Here is an 18,446-nt window from a genome sequence, read left to right as displayed (position 1 = left end):
TATAGACAGAAGAGGTGGGGGCGTGTCAGTTACAGTTGGTGAGATTAAGTCGATTAACCGTTATCCGGTAAAATCCTTTGCGGGGGAGGAATTGGAGTCCTGCAAGGTTGTATCTTACGGAGTGGAGGGGGACCGGTATTGTTCTTTCTATGATATGACAAAAAAAGACTGGTCCCAGTATATCACTGCCCGGAAGATTCCGAAGATGATGTCCTATAAGGCGGAATACACGGGGGAAGATATCCGGGTGACGGCTGCGGATGGACGGGTGTTCGGCTGGGATCAGGAGCTGCTGGCGGAAATTCAGAGCCTAACGAAGACTGAAATTACAATGTCGGAGCCTAAAGCTCCTCACCCGGAGGCACAGTACCCGCAGCTACTCTCAGTAGACGGAGCCAGTATTCTGCTGGTGACGGATAAGAGCCTGAAGAAGCTGGAGGCGATGTGGGGCAAGCCCATAGACCAGCGCCGCTTCCGGGGCAACTTCATGGTGGAAGTAAGTGAGGACTCGCTCGGGGAGGAAGAGTGGCTCGGCCGCCGTCTGGCGATAGGCAGTACAGTGCTTCAAGTGGATAGCTATTGTGAGCGCTGTGTGATGATTACGACTGACCCGGATACGCTGGAGCGCGACAGCTCACTGCTGAAGCAGGTCTATAAAGAGCTGAAGCAGCAGTTCGGCGTCTATGCTTCCGTCATCACTCCGGGAGAGGTCCGGCTCGGTGATCAGGTTGTGATGCTGGATAACTAAGCTGGACAGAAGTCCTTCGCTCCAGCCAAGGTGTGATTGGAAGCTCCATAATATCTTTAGCGACTATAATGTTGTAAGTTTTACAACTTTGATATCTTAGCAGCGGCAACGCTGGGAGAATTGTTGCACAGACTGCAGGAATTGTCCGGAATAGCTGCCTTATGCGAAGGAATTGCTGCATTTTATGCAATATTCTTGGGTTAGCGGGCGTTCGATCCGGGGAATGTTGCAATTAGTGCAGGATTGTAGGATATGTAATTACGGACAGTTAAATGAGGTGATCGATATGCTGGAGTTATCCATGGAGCATGCGGATGAGCTGGTGAAGGTGACACACGCGCTCTCTACGGAGCTTAGACTCAGAATGCTGGCGCTGCTTAACAGCCGGAGAATGAATGTGGCGGAGCTGGCGGAGGCGCTGGAGATTCCGGTATCCACGGCTGCCTCCAATGTGAAGGTGCTGGAGCAGGCTGGGCTGATTGAGACTGAACTGCTGCCCGCGTCCCGCGGGGCGATGAAGGTATGCAGCCGGATTTATGATGATATCAAAATCACGATCAATGCCCCGCAGCGCCGCCTGCAAGCCGATCAAGGCGAATATTGCTATGAGATATCCATGCCGATCGGCAATTTCACCGCCTGCGAGGTAGCGCCAACCTGCGGGATGGTCAGTGAGAACGGTCCGATTATTACCGAGGATTCACCGGCGGGATTTTTTCATCCGGACAGGGTACAAGCCCAGTTGCTCTGGCTGCGCAAGGGATATCTCGAATACCGCTATCCGCTGGAGATCCCGCAAGGAGCGGTGCTTCGCCGGATTCAGTTCTCCATGGAGATCTGCTCGGAGGCACCGAATTACGAGAATGAGTGGCCTTCGGATATTACGCTGTGGATTAACCAGGTGGAGGTGGGAACCTGGACCTCGCCCGGAGACTTTGGCGGCAGACGGGGGAAGCTGAATCCCGCATGGTGGATCGATACGGGAACCCAGTTCGGCGCACTCAAAACCTGGAGCGTAGACAACACCCGCAGCACTATTGACCATCAGGAGCTATCCGCTGTTAATCTGGAGCAACTGCAGCTCACCGGCCAGAACCATGTGGATCTGCGGCTGGGTGTGAAGGAGAATGCGGTCTTCAAGGGCGGCATGAACCTGTTCGGCAAAAAGTTCGGCGATTATGAGCAGGATCTGGTGATGAAGATTTTTTATAGTGTAGAGCCTTAGTCTAGAAGAAGGTGAATCTAAGATTGTATTTGTATTTGCGGAGAAGAACCTGCTGCTTATGGCGAAGGTTCTTTTTTTGCGTCAGCATTGACATTTCAACAGGTTCTGCAATAATTGATACATATTTATTGTATTAAAACAAAATTATTGTTTATAAGGAGTGTGCATTGTTCCATGACAACCCGGCATTATATCAAGGATTATCCGCGGCCGCAGTTCGTCCGTAACGGCTGGCAGAGTCTGAACGGGGAGTGGGATTTCCGCTATGACGATGACAACACAGGGGAGCGGGAGAGATGGCATGAGGAGCTGCACGGCGATCTGAAGATTCAGGTTCCGTTCACGTATGAGACGGAGGCGAGCGGTATCGGTGAGACCGCATTCCATCCGTATGTATGGTATGAGCGGGAGGTACACCAACCTGACAGCTTGGGCAACAAGCGGGTGCTGCTGAATTTCCAGGCGGTAGATTACATCGCGAAGGTGTGGGTGAACGGCAGCTATGCCGGGGGTCATCAAGGCGGGTATGCGGCTTTTACACTGGATATTACCGATTATCTCAACACGGGAGCCGGAGCAGTGAACCGTCTGACGGTCAAGGTGGAGGACAGCCAGAGCTGTACACAGCCACGGGGCAAGCAGCGCTGGGTGGATGAGAATTTCGAGTGCTTCTATGTGCAGACCACGGGAATCTGGCAGAGTGTGTGGCTGGAGTATGTATCCCCTTCGTACCTTAAGTCTGTCAAAATCACCCCGGATCTCGATAACCGCTCGGTCCAATTCGAATACAACACCCATGGGGCAAGCCCTGATCTCCGGCTGGAGACCCGGATCAGCACCGGAGAGAAAACCTTCAAGCAGGTCTCGCTTCAGGCAGACCGGGCCTCGCTTCAACTGGATGTAGAGCTGACACATGAAGCGAATGGCCCCTGGAAGCTCCAGTCCTGGTCGCCCGCGGCGCCGGTACTGTATGAGGTGGAGTTCGTTCTGTACCAGGCGGAGCAGGTGATTGACCGGGTATTCTCCTATTTCGGACTCCGCAAAATCTCCATTGAACAAGGCAAGGTGCTGCTCAACAATACGCCAGTGTATCAGAAGCTGATTCTGGACCAGGGCTATTGGCCGGACAGCCATCTGACCCCGCCTTCGGAGGAGGCGTTGATTGCTGATATCGACGCGATTCTGGCGATGGGCTACAACGGGGTCCGCAAGCATATGAAGATTGAGGATGCGCGCTTCCTGTACTGGTGTGATGTGAAGGGATTGCTGGTCTGGTCGGAGATGGCAGCCACCTATGAGTTTGGCGATGAGGCGGTGGAGCAGTTCACGAAGGAGTGGACAGAGATTGTCCGGCAGCAGTATAATCATCCCTCGGTAATTACCTGGGTGCCTTTTAACGAATCATGGGGCATTCCGCAGGTCTACACGAACAAGCGGCAGCAGCAATTCACAGAGGGCATCTATCATCTGACCAAGGCGATGGACCCGGATCGTCCGGTGATTGTCAATGACGGCTGGGAGCATACGATCAGCGATATTATTACCTTGCATGATTACGAGGAGAGCGGTGCGGCTCTAATGGAGCGGTATGCGGACTCCGGCAGTGTGCTTGGCGGCAGTTCCTCGTTCAACAATTGGAAATACGCGATGGCAGAGGGGTATGAGTACCGGGGGCAGCCGGTCATAGTCAGTGAATTCGGGGGCATTGCCTTCGACACCGGCGAAGGGTGGGGCTATGGAGAGCAGGTGGGCAGCACAGAGGCGTTCATCGAGCGGTTCCGCAGCATCACGCAGGCGATCAAGGATACCCCGTACATCTGCGGTTATTGCTATACCCAAGTTACGGATGTGCAGCAGGAAGTGAACGGACTATTGACGGCGGACCGGACACCGAAGCTTCCACTGGAAGAGATTCGTAAGATCAACCGGTAGGCGAGCGGATAATCGTAAAATTGGAGCCTAAATAGCGGTGAATTATCGGTTCAACGACAACGGGCAGTTCGTGCAGCTCACGAATGGCGATATTTTGCTGGCGATGCGTTCTGTCCGCTGGCAGGAATCGTACAAGCTCAGAGTGTATAAAAGCACGAACGGTGGAGGCAACTGGAGCTTCCTCAGCACCATCGACGAGAACAACGGCGCTCCCGGCAGTTTGTCGGTTCAAGCACAGCAGTGTTCGCTGTAGAGTTAGAGATGAGAAAGCCCTTACATCACCATATGGCGGCCTTCCTTGCACAAACTTTACGGAGAAGAGGGTTGTACAGATGAAGATAAAACAAGGCTTATCAAGTGTAGTAACGGCCGGGCTGGCGCTGGCTCTGGTGCTGCAGGGATGCTCGCGGGGAAGGAGAGTTAGTGGATCAGATTATCAAGGGCTTCAACGACTCGCAGCAAGAGGTGACCGTTAAGCCGCTCCGGCTGGAATCCAATGAGTATTACGCGAAGCTCGGTACAGCGCTGTCGTCCTCCAAAGGACCGGATGTTGCGGTCGCCCACGTGGAGCGGATCTCGCCGTTCGTGAAAGCCCAGCAGATTATGCCGGTGGATGAACTCGCCTCCAAGGTAGGATTCGACCTGAAGCAGATTTCGGATTCCAATATCAAAAGCGTATCCTATGACGGCAAGCCTTAAGCGGTTCCGCTGGATACCCACTTCCATATGCTGTATTACAACAAGGAGATCCTGGCGAAGGCTGGCGTATTGTCTCCCGCCGGAACGCCGCAGCTGGAGGAGAGCCTGAATCAGATCCTGGCGAACTAAGTAATTAGCTCCGGGACTGGACAGAACCCGGGGTTCGCGGCGCACAGAGCTGTGGTGAAGTCCGGCCGGGTCTTCCTAAGCACAGCGAAATAACTGCGGATAACATGGTTCAGCTCAGGGCTGCCATTCTGAAAGGATAGGGATTTAAGAGTCTGGACATGGGTGTAATAGTATTTGGTCTTCTGCTTAGGCAGCTTGTAGACGGTTGGCGGAACATACGTAGTGACGTCAAAAAGATTGGCATAGCGGTAGCTGCTGCGTACATACCGGCCGAAGGCCTTGGCAAAATCCGGGTCCCCGGCACGCGGAGACCCGTAGGTATAGAGCCTCGGGGCGGTGAAGGCAGAATTGGCGGCAATATCCAGCGCACATAGAGTGGCCAGTGCGCCGCCAAGGCTATGGCCTGTTACATACAGCGTCTTCTCCGGTGACAGTGTGCCAAGCACAGAGAGAATGGCATCCCGGGCGGATGCATAGATATCGGTGAACCCCCGATGGGTCAGGCAGGGCTCTTGAATGTATTTGAATTTTTTTTGCGCGGCATTCATGTTCGAGAGCCAGTCATTGGTGGAGATGCTTCCGCGCCAGGCAATAATGATCTCCTGCTGAGATTCCAGAATGAAGCCGAACAGCTCCCAGACATTCCCCATCGATTTCGCCTGGAAGCTGTGCACGGCTGAGAAACCCTCCGGCACCACGAATGCCCCTTCTGCATTGTCGAATTGAGTGTAGGTCTGCCCACAGACCGCCGCCAGAAAAATCGCCCATTCCGCCTCACCTGTCACGGTACTCATTTTCGCATCCCGCCTTTCTTGTGAAACGATACCGTCCTTAAAAAGGACGGCATAGCTGTTTCTACTTAATATCTGTGTATGATGGGAATGCGGGATTGGTGCCTAGCGGGCAACCAGACCCGGCATAAGAGATGTCAGCCACTCACAATCGCTTTGAAATCCGCCTGTGTCAGCTGCCGGGAGACCTCCCACAGCCTGGCTGAGGCAGTCCGGTCCAGCGCTTGCGGAGCCATCTTGCCGGCTTCGGCAAGCCTCTGGTTTCTGAGAGTCTGCCGGGACCGTAATAGACTCCGGCCTTGGCATCCGGTGATGTGGCGGCAAACAGTGCAGGGAGTGCGCCTTGGGCAGCCGGCTGGAATAAGATGGGCCCAAGCAGCCTGCGGAGAATGCCGGGAGCACTGTTTCGTCCCGCCCCATTCAGCAGCAGGTCCGTACGTGATATGCCCGGATGAACCGGTAGGCTCAGCAGGTTCCATCCGGCCAGATCACTGCGGCGCTGCAGCTCCAGAGCGAACATAATCATTGCTATTTTGGATTGGGCGTAGGACTGTCCCGCATGATAACGGCGTTCAAATTGCAGGTCGTCAAAATGAATGGAGCCATTCCGGTGGGCGATACTGCTTAGACTGACCACCCGGGGCTCCTTTGCTTTGCGCAGCAAGGGCATCAGGTACGCAGTGAGTGCGAAGTGTCCAAGGTAATTCGTACCGAATTGCAGCTCGAACCCGTCTGCGGTGACCTGGCGTACAGGTGGAGTCATGACTCCCGCATTGTTAATCAGAAGATCAAGACTGTGCCGCTGAGTATGCATTCTTGTGCCGAATGCCTGCACTGAAGCCAGACTGGCAAGATCCAGCAACCTGCATATGTGGGATGGAATTCTCCCGCAACTTGAGCAGGACTACAGCATCCTTGCACCGGATCTCCGGGGGCATGGCCGGTCGGACAAGCCGGAGACTGGCTATCACATTGACGAGATGGCAGAGGTTATGTATCAGTTACTAAGGCATTTGCAGGTGGACAAGTGCTACGTAGCAGGAAGCTCGATGGGGGCACAGGTAGCGGTCAGTCTGGCAGCAGCCCATCCGGAGCTTGTAGCGTCCCTGGTGTGTGAAGGTGCGCTGAATAACGAATTTGGAGAATGCGGTATTTTTCACGGCACGGCAGAAGAGGTGGAGCAGAGGAAAGTGCAGCTCCGGGCAGACCTGGAGGAATGGGAGGAACCGTTCTATGACAGCATTGAATCGCATGTCTTTTGAACACTATTATCAGACAATACAATGCCCGGTCTTGTTCCTGCCCAGCGAAGCGGAATGGAACGATGAACGGGTCCGCAACAGTCTGAATGCCTTCGCAGAGCTGCTGGACAGCTATGAAATTGCGCTGATCCCGGATTCGCTACATGCGTATGTCTGGATGCAGCTTCCGCTTCAGGCAGGTCAGGCTGTGCGGAATTTCATCGGCAAGCAGCGCTAACCCTCAGCTAGACACAAAATAAGCCCGGTTAAGGGAGATCCCCGAACCGGGCTTCTTGCCGTTACTCGCTCATAGGCTCATCTTCCACCGGGCGGTCCCGAAGCTGCGTCACATAGCTGTCGGACATGCGGAGCAGCTCCAGCGCCCGGGTGAATTCATCCTCCGTCGATTGAGTCAGATCCGTTCCGTCACCGGACAGGGTGTAATGCTGGCCGTCCTCGAACCCGCTGCCGGACAGAAACAGCTCTTCATTATTAACGAAGGAACCCGTAGGCAGATAATAGCGCTGCGGCAGCAGGTTGTATGTTGTCTGATTAAGCAAATCCTGTCCGAAGTGGATATGATAGTCCAGCGGGACACCGAGCAGATTAGAGACAGTAGGAAGAATGTCCACCTGGCCGCCTAATTGCTCCTTCAGTGCCGGTGTCGTAACACCGGTGGCGGAGATAATGAGCGGGACATTAATGAGATCACGCTCATTATAATCATGCTCCAGGATTTCCTGCAGCAGGACTTTATCCCCATCCTTCAGTGAGAAGATCGGGAGTCCCCGGTGATCGCCGTAGAGGACCACCACGCTGTTATCCCACACACCACTGCTCTTAAGCTCCTCTATGAACTGGCCCAGCGCATAATCCGCATAGTTCTCAGCCCGGATATAGTCGCCGACCAGCGTTCCCTCGTAACGCTCCGGCAGGGTCATCTTGTATTTGCTCTCTGGAATCGAGAACGGATTATGTGACGACATTGAGATGACATGAGCATAGAAGGGCTGTTCACGCTGATCCATCCGCGCAAGCTCTGCTGAGGTCTTCCTGTACAGGACTTCATCTGAGGAGCCGTAGAAGACTGCATCCTCTTCGCCGAAATAGGTTTTGTCGTAATATTGATTGAAGCCCAGTGCCTTATACAGCTCCCCGCGGTTCCAGAACTCCACATTGTTGGTATGAAAAGTTGCAGTGTCGTAGCCCTGTGCCTCCAGCAGCTTCGGCAGACTCGGCAGCTCCTTCGGAGCATACTTATCTGTGGCCGGACCATCCGGCGGCACATAAAAGGAAGTGTTGACGATGAATTCGGCATCGGAAGTATTGCCCTGGCCTACCTGCTGAAAGAAGCGCGGGAAGTAGTAGCTCTCACCGGCAAGCTTATTCAGATTCGGCGTGATTTCGGTTCCGTCCACCGACAGATTGATCAGGAAGTTCTGGAGCGATTCCATTTGCAGGATGATCAGGTTCTTTCCCTTGGCGGCCCCGAACATCACCGGCTGGGCGACAGGCTGGATACCCTTCGTCACGTCAATGCCGGCCTGGGAGATCTGCGCAGGGTCCATAGGCTCCTCGGCAGGTTCACGCAGCAGGGCGTAGGCTTCATAATTGAGAATGCCCATTTGCTCTGCCTTGACGTTCTCATTCATACTGGCTTTGTTGGGAAAGATATTCATCATGCACAGCATAAGCGAGATGCAGAACAGGATAGCTACCGCCTTGCGGTTGCTGGGACGGGACATGGAATGCTTCCAGGCCAGCGCTTTTTTGCGTCTGAGCATAATCAGGCTGATGATAATGATATCGACGAAGATAAGCATATATTGCGGATGCACGACGGCGAATATACTTTTTTTGACGGCGCCTACCTGCTTGACCTGACCGAAGACTTGGGACGTAGCAATCATTCCAAAATGATTATGATAGACGATGAGAGAGAAGAACAGGACGGTAATGAGCAGATTGACGATCAGATAGATGGCGACCTTATGCCTCGTGGCGAACCATTCAATGAGGCAGAACAGCAGCAGCACGAACGGGATTTCCTTCAGCCAGGTGGTCCAGGTCGGACCGTCCTCGAACAGGTAATACCAGGCGAAATAACTCTTCACGAGCATGATCAGCGAGAAGAACAGAATCGACCTTTTTCGAAGAGAACGTGATTCCTTATAAGGCATTGCGTATGCGCATCCTTTTCTATATAATCCATTAATTCTATTACAGGGCCGAGTTCAAAATCAACCGGATTTAAGGGCAGTTTGGTGAAAAATAAAGGTGAAAATTCGCCGCATATACGTTATTCTCTAAGAAGCATCCGGGAAGTTGAACCGTTGATAAACCAAGCAGGAGGACAATGATGACAAAAGAATTCTCACGCCAATATACAGACAGTGTGAAGCAGGAGCTATTGAACAGACTCGGCCTGAAGCAGGTGTATTTCAAGGGACAGCAGGGCGAGGACCTGTTATATGAAGCAACGGGCTTTGACCGCGGTACCTCGCATAAGTTCTGTGTCAGAACGCGGAAGGGCACCGTTGACGAATGGGTAGGCGGAAAGTGGATGAAGGTCCGCAGCTTCTCGATTGCCAGCAAACTGGAGGGAATAGAATGAGCTACAATTCGCATTTGCAGTTACAGGTACAGCCTTTGACAGAGATCAAGCACTTGAAGATTCATGGCAGAACGACCGGAGCGCTTAACCCTCTGACGTTATTCTGGACGGGCAGTGCGATAGAAGTGAACCTCCAGGCCTCCGAGCTGTGGCTTGAAGTGGAGTCCGGTTACGATCATCACGAGTCCTGGATCAGTGTGCTGATCAACTCCGTTCCCGTCAGCAGACAGATGGTGAATGCCGGAAGGCACTGGGTCTGCATATTCAGAGGAATGAGCCCTGAGCGGGTGAAGAATATCCGGATTGTAAAAGAGGTTCAGGCGATGAGCGGCGATCCCGGCGCCTATCTCCAGTTCCATGCGGTCCGCACTGACGGCAGCTTCCTGCCTGTTGAAGCGAAGCCGTTCCGGCTGGAGTTCATCGGTGACAGTATCACATCAGGTGAGGGTGTCATTGGCGCCAAAAGTGAAGAGGACTGGATTCCTGCCTGGTTCAGCGGCGTTCATAATTATACAGCGATAACTGCCGGGGCCGTGCAGGCCGAATTCCGGGTGATCTCGCAGAGCGGATGGGGAGTGCTCTCCAGCTGGGATAATAATCCTAGGGGCAATATCCCTGACATCTACGAGCAGGTCTGCGGTCTGCTGACCGGTTCCCGTAATGAAGCGCTTGGGGCGCATCAGGTGAATGATTTTGCCGCTTGGCAGCCGGATGTGGTTGTAATCAACCTGGGTACCAATGATGACGGCGCGTTCAACTCCCCGGAATGGCTGGATGAGGACACCGGGCGCATCTATAAGCAGCGGCTGAATGAAGACGGAAGCTATCATGAGGAGGATCTGGCCGCCTTCGAGGCCGCGGTTACGAGGTTCCTGGCGAAGCTGAGAAGCTATAACCCCGGGGCGCATCTTCTCTGGGTGTATGGCATGCTGGGCCTCTCCCTGATGTCGGCGATCTACCGTGCAGTGGATGAATACATGAAGTCTACGGGCGACAAGAACGTGTCGGTGTTCCAGCTGCCGAATGTGACGAATGAAACGATGGGAGCACGGACCCATCCGGGCCTGCCGGCGCACGAGCAGACTGCCAGGGAGCTAAGCTGCTATATCCGGGGACTTTTGTCAGGGTCATGAGTTAGGAGGCAATCCATTGAATGCTTATATGTTATTAGCGTTAGCCATTGTGAGCGAGGTCTTCGGCAGCTCCATGCTGAAGGCATCGAACGGGTTCAAAAAGCTGCTTCCCTCCATAGCGGTGGCCGCCGGCATGGGGCTGGCGTTCTTCAATCTGTCGCTGGCGCTGAAGGAGATCCCTCTAGGGACAGCTTATGCCATCTGGTCCGGCGTAGGAACGGCGTTAACCGCACTGGTTGGTGTACTGGTCTATAAGGAACGTCTGAATGTGCGAAAAATAGCAGGCTTAATCCTCATCATCGGCGGTGTGATTCTGCTGAAGCTGTCAACGGGGGTGTAGAGATGAGAGGTTACTTCGCGCTAAGCATCGCTATTATGTCGGAAATCTTCGGTACGACTATGCTTAAGCTCTCCAATGGTTTCAGCAGTGTGCTGCCGTCGATCGGAGTGGTGCTTGGAATGGGCCTGGCTTTTTACTGCTTATCGATCAGCCTTCGCACCATACCTCTAAGCCTGGCTTATGCCATCTGGTCTGGAGTGGGGACGGCGTTGACGGCATTGATCGGCATCCTGATCTGGAATGATCCGTTCAATCTGCTCACCGGCATCAGTCTGCTGATTATCATCGGAGGGCTGGTGCTGCTGAATTCACCGGATAAGGCCGTCCGGGAGAGCACCCCTGAAATGAGCAGGAAGGAGTCATCCGAATGAGGAAAAGGTACCTGATAGCTGCCGCATGGCTCACCCTGCTGTTACTGGCGGCATGCAGTAATGGGGCAGACAGCGGATCAGGCGGGAACATTGCCAGTACCAGCCTCAGTGCGGGCCCGGCTGAGGATACTGCTCTCCATGCACCATCTGCCAGATCAGGCGGTCAGCCGCAGCGCAGCAGCCAGCCCTACCAGGGCAAGGTCTATAAGGTTGTAGTAGATCCGGGGCACGGCGGCGAAGATCCCGGGGCAGTCTCTGTAAGCGGACGCCTGGAGAAGGAGTTTAATCTGAACCTGTCAGAGCAAATCGCTGCCAGGGTGGAGCAGGACCCGCAGCTTGAGATCCTGCTTACCCGGACCGGGGATGCTTTTATTTCCTCACAAGAGCTATTCCGGCCCCAGTTCGCCAATAACCTGCCCGCAGACTTGTTCATCTCCATTCATGGTAATACCTATGAGGATGCATCGGCCTCGGGTACAGAAACCTTTTATTATCATGAAGAATCCTTGGCTTGGGCCGAGACGATACATAAGCATGTCATTCAAGCTACCGGCCTTAAAGACCGCGGCGTGAAGAAGGGGAATTTCTTCGTTCTGCGCGATACGGTAATGCCGTCGGTGCTGCTGGAGCTGGGGTATCTAACCAATCCCGGCGACGAGGCGAAGATGTGGACCTCCGTGTTCCAGGAGAGCGTGGCCTCCGCTGTTATAGATGGGATTAGGGAGTATTTGGGGCTGGAGTGAGATGATCAGCGCCGCACATACAGTCCCTTGCGGTCCAACTGCAGCTCACTTGCGATCAGAAGCAGGATCAGTTCCTCGATTGCAGATAGAGTGGCTACTGAGCATACAGCTATTGTCCAGATCGCCTGATTCACATGGGGAAGCAGCAATGGTGTAAGGAATAGCAGCAATCCGGCCAGCTTGTTCCCGTAGGTATGAATGCTGCCGTAGGTGCTGAATTTACACAACGCGGTCAGGATGGAGGTTCCCCGGATGACGGCTATCAGCACGATCCACAGGATGAGGCCGGGGGGCAGACCAAGGAACGGATATAAGGTATAGAGTGCAGTGCCAGCCAGCGTCATATCGGCCACGGAATCGAGCTTGGCACCGAAGCTGCTAACCGTACCGGTCATTCGGGCAATCGGGCCATCCAGCAGATCGGTAATTCCGCACAGGAGGTAGACTACAGTGAAGCCTGTGCCCAGCGGCGCCAGGTACAGCAGCAGAAGAGCCAGCCCGATCCGGCTGAGCGTGATGCAGTTGGGGAGAAGCTTCATGGCAACCTCCTTTTTTAGCCGCGTAATGGGGACTTCCTGTCTCGCTTATTCGTATACATTCTATGTTTCATTATGCCTCTAAATTTGCGGATTGTCTTGAATAAGAAAGTACCCGTTAATATGGTGCAGGAACTGTCGGATGCTGCCCCGGCGCAGCTGTTAATCTGATGGGGAGGAAAGGGAGGTACACGATGAACCTGCTGGAAGATATGAATGCTGCACTTTTCTACATTGAAGAGCACCTGGACGACGAGATCGATGTAAAAGTGGCTGCAGGCTACGCGTTATGCTCGGAGTATCATTTTACACGGATGTTCTCCTTCCTGGCCGGTATTCCGCTCTCCGAATATATCCGCCGCAGACGTCTTACGTTGGCTGCCTTCAAGCTGCAGGGGAGCCAGCACCGCATTATTGATGTTGCTCTGGAGTATGGGTACACTTCACCGGATGCATTCACCAAAGCCTTTCAGCAGCTTCACGGCGTAACGCCTTCAGAAGCAAGAACGGCAGGGACACCCCTGAAGGCCTTTCCTCGAATGACCTTTCAATTAACCATTAGAGGAGGCAGTGAAATGAATTACCGTATTGAGGAGAAAGAGGCCTTCCGGATCGTTGGACTCAAGAAAAGGGTAGCCATCCAGTTCAGCGGGGTGAACCCGGAGATCGCTGCCATGTGGCAGAGTCTGAGCATGGAGATGATCCATGAGCTGAAGGGGCTATCGAATATCATTCCGGCGGGGATGATCAGCGCATCGGTGAATTTCTCGAAAGGACGGATGGATGAACGCGGGGAGCTGGATCATTATATTGGTGTTGCCACCACTCTGGAAGCTCCGCCATCCTACGCCAAGCTTGAGGTTCCTGTGTCTACGTGGGCTGTATTCGAAGCAGTGGGGCCGTTTCCGGACACACTTCAGAATATCTGGGGCCGGATCTATTCCGAATGGTTCCCCTCTTCCAATTTTGAGCAGGTCGAGGGGCCGGAGCTTCTATGGAATGAAAGCAAGGATACCGACTCATTAGCTTTTAAAAGTGAAATATGGATTCCGGTGCGGGAAGTTAAGCGACCTTAATGGTGCAAGTATCCAGCGGGACCGGGCGCCGCTTAGGCAGAGGTGAAGAGATGGCGTTAGACATGATATACTGGGCTGGCGGACACAGGTGACTGTGGCCCCGGCCTTTTTGCTGGGTGGAAGGCAGATATACATAACAGGTAATTAGCTGAGAGGAAGGATTAGGCTATATTGAACCGGATATCATCACGCACCGGGATTACCGGAATCAAGGGTTGGCGTTACTATAGTACATAATGAACGAGGAGGAAGACAATTCATGGGAGGAACGAATGTATGGGATGCGGAGTGGGAGGTTAACGAAGAGCAGGCGCGGACGCTGATCGGCAGGCAATTCCCAGAGCTGTCATCGAAGCAAGTGAAGCGACTAGGCTGGGGCTGGGACAATACGGTTTTTCTCATCGGTGACGAGTACGTGTTCCGGTTTCCAAGAAGGACGTTTGCAGTTGGCGCGATTCGTATGGAAGGGAAGCTGCTGCCGAAGCTGGCGGCCTATTTGACCATCCCCTATCCGAAACCGTTGTTTTATGGCGAAGCAAGTGACGAATATCCGGCACCCTTTCTTGGCTATGCCCACGTGCCAGGAGATTTCCCAATCGGTTTGACGGAAGAACACAGGGCTTTATCGGCAGAGACGCTGGCGGAATTTTTGCGGAGATTGCATGAGTTTCCGGTCGATACGGCGCTGAAGTACGGAGTTCAGCAAGATCATCGGAGCTTGACGGACATCGCATCGCGCAAAGTGAAAATGGAGGGCTTTCTATCGAAGTTGGTTGAACATTTATCGCCGGCGGAGTCAGGTAGGATCGAGGCGTATATCAGCAGGCTGCAACAGGACCGTGTGGAGGAGGTAAATGTACTGCTGCATGGCGATCTTCATTTCAAAAATATGCTTGTGAATGAGAACGGGATCGTCTCCGGCATCATTGATTGGGGTGATCTGAGCGTAGGCCATCCGGCTTGCGATTTGAGCGTTGCTTATAGCTTTTTACCACCGTACGCCCGCGGCGTGTTTTTCGAAACGTACGGAGGAGCGGACGAGGACACGAAGCTGCTGGCGCGGCTGATGGCGGTATACATCCCCATGCTGATCTTCATGCAAGCGGTTGATGATGGGAACGAAGCGATTGCGGCAGAGGCGAAATCCAATATCATGCGGGCACTGTCGGATTAGGGTGGAGGTGACTAACCTGAAGCACATATTTTACTTGCTGCTGGCTGTACTGGTCATTGCTGGCTGTAGCACGAATAAGGATGCACAACCCGCTCCGGAGCAGCCGGAGGTATTGGGAGAGATGCCTGAAGAGATGCCTGCTGATTTCGATTTTCTCGTCCGGTACGGGTATGGGGAGGTCAACAAGAATGAGATCAACACGTATCAGGATACTGTGGTAAAAGATCTGATCATGAACGGAACGGCCACAGCGGATATTATGCTGACCGAAGATGAAATGCGCAGCATCTATGAGCGGATGAGAGCCATTCACATCATGGGGAAGCTGGAGCTTGTGCCTCTCAAGCAGGGCTGTGCGGTGGTCCCTTATCAGGAGGACAGCTGGAGGATCACCGTCAACGGATTCACACGGAACTGGTCCTGGTCCGGCGAGAATTGTGAGCTTACGGCAGATGCAGAGCAACTGCTGGAGCTGCGGACCTTCATCGCAGACATCGTAGCCGGTAAAGAAGAGTACCAGGCATTGCCCGAAGCTGAAGGCGGCTATGACTAAGGAGAACTGTATATAGAGGTACGCCTGCAAGCGTACTCCGCAAGTCCGATCCCAAGGGATCGGATTTTTGGTTTAATGGGATAGGGAAACAGTAACCGGGCAGAGTAGAAGGAGGTTTAAATTCAGTTTACATATGCCGGTTACTATCCTTATAGATTCAGCAATCAAGGAGGAATAAAACATGAAGCAGACACAAGCAGCAGGGCAGGGCGGCAGCTACGCCATTGAAGCGCAGGGATTGGTCAAAATCTACGGGAGCAACCGGGCCGTGGATGGTGTGGATCTCAAGGTAGGCACAGGAATGATCTATGGGGTGCTGGGTCCCAATGGTGCCGGGAAGACAACCGTAATTCGCATGCTGGCTACCCTCCTCCGGCCTGACGCAGGCTCGGCGCGTATCTTCGGACATGATGTGGCAAAAGAACCGCAGATCGTGCGTCAGTTAATTGGAGTGACGGGTCAATATGCATCGGTGGATGAATCGCTTAGCGCGACGGAGAACCTGGTGATCTTCTCCAGGCTGCATGGCCTGGGCCGTGCGGAGTCACGCAGCAAGGCTTCTGAGCTGCTGGAGGAATTCGGCTTGACGGAAGCAGCGAAGCGCCCGCTGAAGAATTTCTCCGGAGGGATGCGCCGGCGGCTGGATCTGGCGGCCAGTCTAATTGCGCAGCCGCCGCTTATCTTCCTGGATGAGCCGACAACGGGGCTTGATCCCCGGACGCGCAATCAGATGTGGGAGACGATCCGCAGGCTGGTGAATACGGGATCGACGGTCCTGCTGACGACCCAATATCTGGAGGAAGCAGATCAACTGGCGGACCGGATTGCCGTAATTGATACCGGTAAGGTGGTCGCAGAGGGAACCGTTGATGAACTCAAGAGCTCGGTGGGCAACTCCTCGCTTCACTTGAAGGTGGTCCATCCGCAGCAGTTGCTGAAGGCGCGGCAGATTGTGGAGCAGGTGCTTCAGGGACGCTCTAACCTGTCGGCAGAAGCAGCCAAAATTATCGCACCGATGGGGAACGTGGACCGGGTAACCGACCTGCTGATCGCCCTTCGTGAGGCAGGCATACCGCTGCTTGAGATGAGTGTGCAGAAGCCGACGCTGGATGAAGTATTCCTGACCTTGACCGGTCATGGCGTCAAGGAAGCTGCGGGGCTTGTCCCGGATAGCGCGCAGAAGAAGGAGGGAGTATTAGCATGAGTACATTAATCAAGCCGGGTGTAGACCGTAATTTAAAAAACCGTACCAGCTTCGGCCAGACGGTACGAAATTCCTTTACGATGGCCTACAGAGGACTGCTCAAGATCCGGCGTACACCGGAGCAATTGTTTGACGTCACGTTTCAGCCGATTATATTCACCTTGATGTTCACGTATATTTTCGGCGGGGCAATTGCCGGTGATGTGGCAAGTTATCTGCCGGTAATCATTCCGGGAATCTTGGTGCAGACCGTAATCACGACCTCTGTCGTCACCGGTGTCCAGCTGCGGGAGGACATGGAGAAAGGGGTGTTCGACCGCTTCAAATCGCTGCCGATTGCCCGGATTGCCCCTCTCGCAGGAGCACTGCTTGCAGATACTATACGCTACACGATTGCTACAGTACTCACCTTCGTAATGGGCTACATCATGGGCTTGCGGCCGGAAGGCGGCATCGGCGGGGTTGCCCTGGCGGCGGTTCTGGTCATAGGATGCTCCTGGGCTATCAGCTGGATCTTTGCCTTTTTCGGTGTGATTGCCCGCACGGCTTCCAGTGTACAGGGGATTTCAATGATCGTGTTATTCCCGCTAACGTTCCTCTCGAATGCCTTCGTGCCGGTTGAGACGATGCCGAAATGGCTTCAGTGGTTCGTGAATAACAATCCGATTTCGCATCTGGTTACCGCTGTCCGTGAACTGGTCAACCATGGAACGGTAGGCAGTGATCTGGTCTATTCCCTGATCGGAGCCGCTGTGATTGTGGCGGTCTTCGCTCCAATTACCGTGCGTGCGTATATGCGCCGGACGTAAGTCTGGTTCAGTAAGACGTCAATGAATGCAGGGATGCATGGGTTGACGTTTTTTTGTATGTATAGGAAACTATAGTTTCCTGCTGCTGTGGAAAAGGTTAGTGTGAATTGTAGATAAGAGTTCCTTTGAATGATTCGTAGAATAACTAAGATGCTAAGATGCTGAATATGACTGAAGGCTGAGGGAATGCTTGAAACCGAATATAATGGGCTGTTACAGCGGAATATGGGCCCAATGTATGTGGAAAACAGCATACATTGTGCTCACAAGTAGGCACATGGCCTGAATGTATGTGAAAAACAGTATACATTGTGATCGCAAGCAAGCATATGGCCTGAATGTATGTGGAAAACAGTATGCATTTTGATCGCAAGCAGGCACACGGCCTGAATATATGTGAAAAACAGCATACATTGTGATCGTGCGAAGGTAATCTTATTCATCAGTTAGGATGATTTTGTTCAAATATAAGAATGTATAGGTTTCACGCTATACATTATCCTTCTATTTCTCGCCGAAACGGTACCGTCCTTTAAAAGGACGGCAAAGCCGTTTCCACTTGTTACGAAAAACTGAATATAGTGTGACCAGTCATGGTCAAGGAGTTTGAGTCCATTCTGCTAAGGATAGCTCATAGTCTATAAAAGTCTGTAATTCCCCATGCTGATCTGCCCAGGCATTCTTTCGCACTGCTATTTTCCGGAAGCCGAGTTTCTCATACACATGCTGTGCTCTGGTGTTCTTAAGGTTCGTATCCAGTATAATTTTGTGAAACCCCTGTGCTTCAAATAGATAACGGATCAGCATTTCTAAACACTGTGTGCCTACCCCTTTGTTTTGTTGGCTAGAATCACAGATTTTGATGCCAATCTCCGTCACATGTCCAGAAACCGCATTGAAGCTCATTTCTCCAGCAGGAATACCATCGATTTCCAGAATCAGACGTCCTTTACGTTCAGAATCTGTCCCGGTCTGCAATTGGGTTAACACCTCTTGTTCAGTGATTCCTAACCCCTCAGGAAATCCGGCGTGCTCCATGACTTCTCCATCGTTCCACCATTTGCATAGCAGTTCTGCATCGGCTACAGTTGCATCTCGGATAACCAAATTTCCTTGCTTCATATACAT

The 18,446-nt window shown here is 53.1% G+C and carries 22 protein-coding genes; 17 read left to right on the top strand and 5 right to left on the bottom strand.

Translation table 11 applies throughout. From position 1 onward, the window contains the following. Positions 1-22: 22 nt before the first annotated feature. From MKX63_RS32165 to MKX63_RS32145, 5 genes are all read left to right on the top strand, one after another. A complete protein-coding gene (locus MKX63_RS32165; protein ID WP_341023005.1) occupies positions 23-748 on the top strand; it encodes an MOSC domain-containing protein in 726 nt (241 codons plus the stop codon). Between the two features lie 286 nt (positions 749-1,034). Further along, positions 1,035-1,973 carry an ArsR/SmtB family transcription factor gene (locus MKX63_RS32160; protein ID WP_341023003.1) on the top strand — a complete coding sequence of 313 codons (939 nt, stop codon included), beginning with the start codon at positions 1,035-1,037 and terminating at the stop codon, positions 1,971-1,973. A 174-nt stretch (positions 1,974-2,147) separates the two neighbouring features. After that, a complete protein-coding gene (locus MKX63_RS32155) occupies positions 2,148-3,905 on the top strand; it encodes a glycoside hydrolase family 2 protein (protein WP_341023002.1) in 1,758 nt (585 codons plus the stop codon). Positions 3,906-3,942: 37 nt separating this feature from the next. Then, on the top strand, positions 3,943-4,158 hold the full coding sequence (locus tag MKX63_RS32150; RefSeq protein WP_341023001.1) for a sialidase family protein: 216 nt from the start codon (positions 3,943-3,945) through the stop codon (positions 4,156-4,158). A gap of 170 nt (positions 4,159-4,328) precedes the next feature. Continuing rightward, entirely contained in the window at positions 4,329-4,604 is a 276-nt protein-coding gene (locus tag MKX63_RS32145) for an extracellular solute-binding protein (protein ID WP_341022999.1), read from the top strand. Between the two features lie 125 nt (positions 4,605-4,729). Here MKX63_RS32145 and MKX63_RS32140 read toward each other — a convergent pair whose 3' ends face one another. Both MKX63_RS32140 and MKX63_RS32135 read right to left on the bottom strand, forming a co-directional pair. After that, complete coding sequence (locus MKX63_RS32140; protein WP_341022998.1) at positions 4,730-5,527, bottom strand: lipase family protein; 798 nt, start codon at positions 5,525-5,527, stop codon at positions 4,730-4,732. 169 nt (positions 5,528-5,696) lie between these two features. Continuing rightward, positions 5,697-6,338, bottom strand: a complete 642-nt coding sequence (locus MKX63_RS32135; RefSeq protein ID WP_341022997.1) for an SDR family NAD(P)-dependent oxidoreductase — start codon at positions 6,336-6,338, stop codon at positions 5,697-5,699. 55 nt (positions 6,339-6,393) lie between these two features. On the opposite strand from MKX63_RS32135, the gene MKX63_RS32130 reads away from it, so the two are divergent. Together MKX63_RS32130 and MKX63_RS32125 are read left to right on the top strand one after the other, a co-directional pair. Next, a complete protein-coding gene (locus tag MKX63_RS32130; RefSeq protein WP_341022996.1) occupies positions 6,394-6,786 on the top strand; it encodes an alpha/beta fold hydrolase in 393 nt (130 codons plus the stop codon). Then, positions 6,758-7,003: a hypothetical protein gene (locus tag MKX63_RS32125; RefSeq protein ID WP_341022995.1), complete on the top strand. Its 246-nt coding sequence runs from the start codon at positions 6,758-6,760 to the stop codon at positions 7,001-7,003. The genes MKX63_RS32130 and MKX63_RS32125 overlap by 29 nt, the downstream gene beginning before the upstream one ends. Positions 7,004-7,064: 61 nt before the next feature. Here MKX63_RS32125 and MKX63_RS32120 read toward each other — a convergent pair whose 3' ends face one another. Further along, positions 7,065-8,945 (bottom strand): LTA synthase family protein, encoded by a 1,881-nt coding sequence (locus tag MKX63_RS32120; protein ID WP_341022994.1) that lies wholly within the window; start codon positions 8,943-8,945, stop codon positions 7,065-7,067. 179 nt (positions 8,946-9,124) lie between these two features. Between MKX63_RS32120 and MKX63_RS32115 the strand changes: the two genes are divergently transcribed. From MKX63_RS32115 to MKX63_RS32095, 5 genes are read left to right on the top strand one after another with little or no spacing between them, the layout of a single operon-like run. After that, positions 9,125-9,379 (top strand): hypothetical protein, encoded by a 255-nt coding sequence (locus MKX63_RS32115; RefSeq protein WP_341022993.1) that lies wholly within the window; start codon positions 9,125-9,127, stop codon positions 9,377-9,379. Next, positions 9,376-10,512: an SGNH/GDSL hydrolase family protein gene (locus MKX63_RS32110; RefSeq protein WP_341022991.1), complete on the top strand. Its 1,137-nt coding sequence runs from the start codon at positions 9,376-9,378 to the stop codon at positions 10,510-10,512. Before MKX63_RS32115 ends, MKX63_RS32110 begins: the two co-directional genes overlap by 4 nt. A 16-nt stretch (positions 10,513-10,528) precedes the next feature. Next, complete coding sequence (locus MKX63_RS32105; protein ID WP_341022990.1) at positions 10,529-10,852, top strand: DMT family transporter; 324 nt, start codon at positions 10,529-10,531, stop codon at positions 10,850-10,852. 2 nt (positions 10,853-10,854) lie between these two features. Then, positions 10,855-11,223 carry a DMT family transporter gene (locus MKX63_RS32100; RefSeq protein WP_341022988.1) on the top strand — a complete coding sequence of 123 codons (369 nt, stop codon included), beginning with the start codon at positions 10,855-10,857 and terminating at the stop codon, positions 11,221-11,223. After that, on the top strand, positions 11,220-11,966 hold the full coding sequence (locus tag MKX63_RS32095) for an N-acetylmuramoyl-L-alanine amidase family protein (RefSeq protein WP_341022987.1): 747 nt from the start codon (positions 11,220-11,222) through the stop codon (positions 11,964-11,966). The genes MKX63_RS32100 and MKX63_RS32095 overlap by 4 nt, the downstream gene beginning before the upstream one ends. A 5-nt stretch (positions 11,967-11,971) precedes the next feature. On the opposite strand, the gene MKX63_RS32090 is transcribed toward MKX63_RS32095, so the two are convergent. Further along, on the bottom strand, positions 11,972-12,505 hold the full coding sequence (locus MKX63_RS32090; RefSeq protein ID WP_341022986.1) for a CDP-alcohol phosphatidyltransferase family protein: 534 nt from the start codon (positions 12,503-12,505) through the stop codon (positions 11,972-11,974). 191 nt (positions 12,506-12,696) lie between these two features. On the opposite strand from MKX63_RS32090, the gene MKX63_RS32085 reads away from it, so the two are divergent. The 5 genes from MKX63_RS32085 (at position 12,697) to MKX63_RS32065 (ending at position 17,318) form a co-directional block, all read left to right on the top strand. Continuing rightward, the gene (locus tag MKX63_RS32085) at positions 12,697-13,578 is read left to right on the top strand and encodes an AraC family transcriptional regulator (protein WP_341022984.1); all 882 of its coding nucleotides are present in this window, start codon (positions 12,697-12,699) and stop codon (positions 13,576-13,578) included. Positions 13,579-13,837: 259 nt separating this feature from the next. Beyond that, positions 13,838-14,752 carry a phosphotransferase gene (locus tag MKX63_RS32080; RefSeq protein WP_341022982.1) on the top strand — a complete coding sequence of 305 codons (915 nt, stop codon included), beginning with the start codon at positions 13,838-13,840 and terminating at the stop codon, positions 14,750-14,752. A gap of 1 nt (position 14,753) precedes the next feature. Beyond that, positions 14,754-15,305 (top strand): hypothetical protein, encoded by a 552-nt coding sequence (locus MKX63_RS32075; protein ID WP_341022979.1) that lies wholly within the window; start codon positions 14,754-14,756, stop codon positions 15,303-15,305. A gap of 181 nt (positions 15,306-15,486) precedes the next feature. Further along, entirely contained in the window at positions 15,487-16,509 is a 1,023-nt protein-coding gene (locus tag MKX63_RS32070) for an ATP-binding cassette domain-containing protein (RefSeq protein ID WP_341022977.1), read from the top strand. After that, entirely contained in the window at positions 16,506-17,318 is an 813-nt protein-coding gene (locus MKX63_RS32065; RefSeq protein WP_341022974.1) for an ABC transporter permease, read from the top strand. The genes MKX63_RS32070 and MKX63_RS32065 overlap by 4 nt, the downstream gene beginning before the upstream one ends. 597 nt (positions 17,319-17,915) lie before the next feature. On the opposite strand, the gene MKX63_RS32060 is transcribed toward MKX63_RS32065, so the two are convergent. Next, complete coding sequence (locus MKX63_RS32060) at positions 17,916-18,446, bottom strand: GNAT family N-acetyltransferase (RefSeq protein ID WP_341022972.1); 531 nt, start codon at positions 18,444-18,446, stop codon at positions 17,916-17,918.

This window comes from Paenibacillus sp. FSL R7-0179 (assembly GCF_038002265.1).
Classification (GTDB): domain Bacteria; phylum Bacillota; class Bacilli; order Paenibacillales; family Paenibacillaceae; genus Paenibacillus_AQ.
Note: the sequence above shows the minus strand (reverse complement) of the source record. Positions and strands in the feature narration are given on the sequence as shown.

Excerpts from the sequence above, each read along its gene's own strand:
- MKX63_RS32160 (WP_341023003.1), top strand. The coding sequence starts at position 1,035 with ATGCTGGAGTTATCCATGGAGCATGCGGATGAGCTGGTGAAGGTGACA.
- MKX63_RS32155 (WP_341023002.1), top strand. The coding sequence starts at position 2,148 with ATGACAACCCGGCATTATATCAAGGATTATCCGCGGCCGCAGTTCGTC.
- MKX63_RS32140 (WP_341022998.1), bottom strand. The coding sequence starts at position 5,527 with ATGAGTACCGTGACAGGTGAGGCGGAATGGGCGATTTTTCTGGCGGCG.
- MKX63_RS32135 (WP_341022997.1), bottom strand. The coding sequence starts at position 6,338 with ATGCATACTCAGCGGCACAGTCTTGATCTTCTGATTAACAATGCGGGA.
- MKX63_RS32130 (WP_341022996.1), top strand. The coding sequence starts at position 6,394 with ATGTGGGATGGAATTCTCCCGCAACTTGAGCAGGACTACAGCATCCTT.
- MKX63_RS32125 (WP_341022995.1), top strand. The coding sequence starts at position 6,758 with ATGACAGCATTGAATCGCATGTCTTTTGAACACTATTATCAGACAATA.
- MKX63_RS32120 (WP_341022994.1), bottom strand. The coding sequence starts at position 8,945 with ATGCCTTATAAGGAATCACGTTCTCTTCGAAAAAGGTCGATTCTGTTC.
- MKX63_RS32115 (WP_341022993.1), top strand. The coding sequence starts at position 9,125 with ATGACAAAAGAATTCTCACGCCAATATACAGACAGTGTGAAGCAGGAG.
- MKX63_RS32110 (WP_341022991.1), top strand. The coding sequence starts at position 9,376 with ATGAGCTACAATTCGCATTTGCAGTTACAGGTACAGCCTTTGACAGAG.
- MKX63_RS32100 (WP_341022988.1), top strand. The coding sequence starts at position 10,855 with ATGAGAGGTTACTTCGCGCTAAGCATCGCTATTATGTCGGAAATCTTC.
- MKX63_RS32095 (WP_341022987.1), top strand. The coding sequence starts at position 11,220 with ATGAGGAAAAGGTACCTGATAGCTGCCGCATGGCTCACCCTGCTGTTA.
- MKX63_RS32090 (WP_341022986.1), bottom strand. The coding sequence starts at position 12,505 with ATGAAGCTTCTCCCCAACTGCATCACGCTCAGCCGGATCGGGCTGGCT.
- MKX63_RS32085 (WP_341022984.1), top strand. The coding sequence starts at position 12,697 with ATGAACCTGCTGGAAGATATGAATGCTGCACTTTTCTACATTGAAGAG.
- MKX63_RS32080 (WP_341022982.1), top strand. The coding sequence starts at position 13,838 with ATGGGAGGAACGAATGTATGGGATGCGGAGTGGGAGGTTAACGAAGAG.
- MKX63_RS32070 (WP_341022977.1), top strand. The coding sequence starts at position 15,487 with ATGAAGCAGACACAAGCAGCAGGGCAGGGCGGCAGCTACGCCATTGAA.
- MKX63_RS32065 (WP_341022974.1), top strand. The coding sequence starts at position 16,506 with ATGAGTACATTAATCAAGCCGGGTGTAGACCGTAATTTAAAAAACCGT.
- MKX63_RS32060 (WP_341022972.1), bottom strand. The coding sequence starts at position 18,446 with ATGTATATGAAGCAAGGAAATTTGGTTATCCGAGATGCAACTGTAGCC.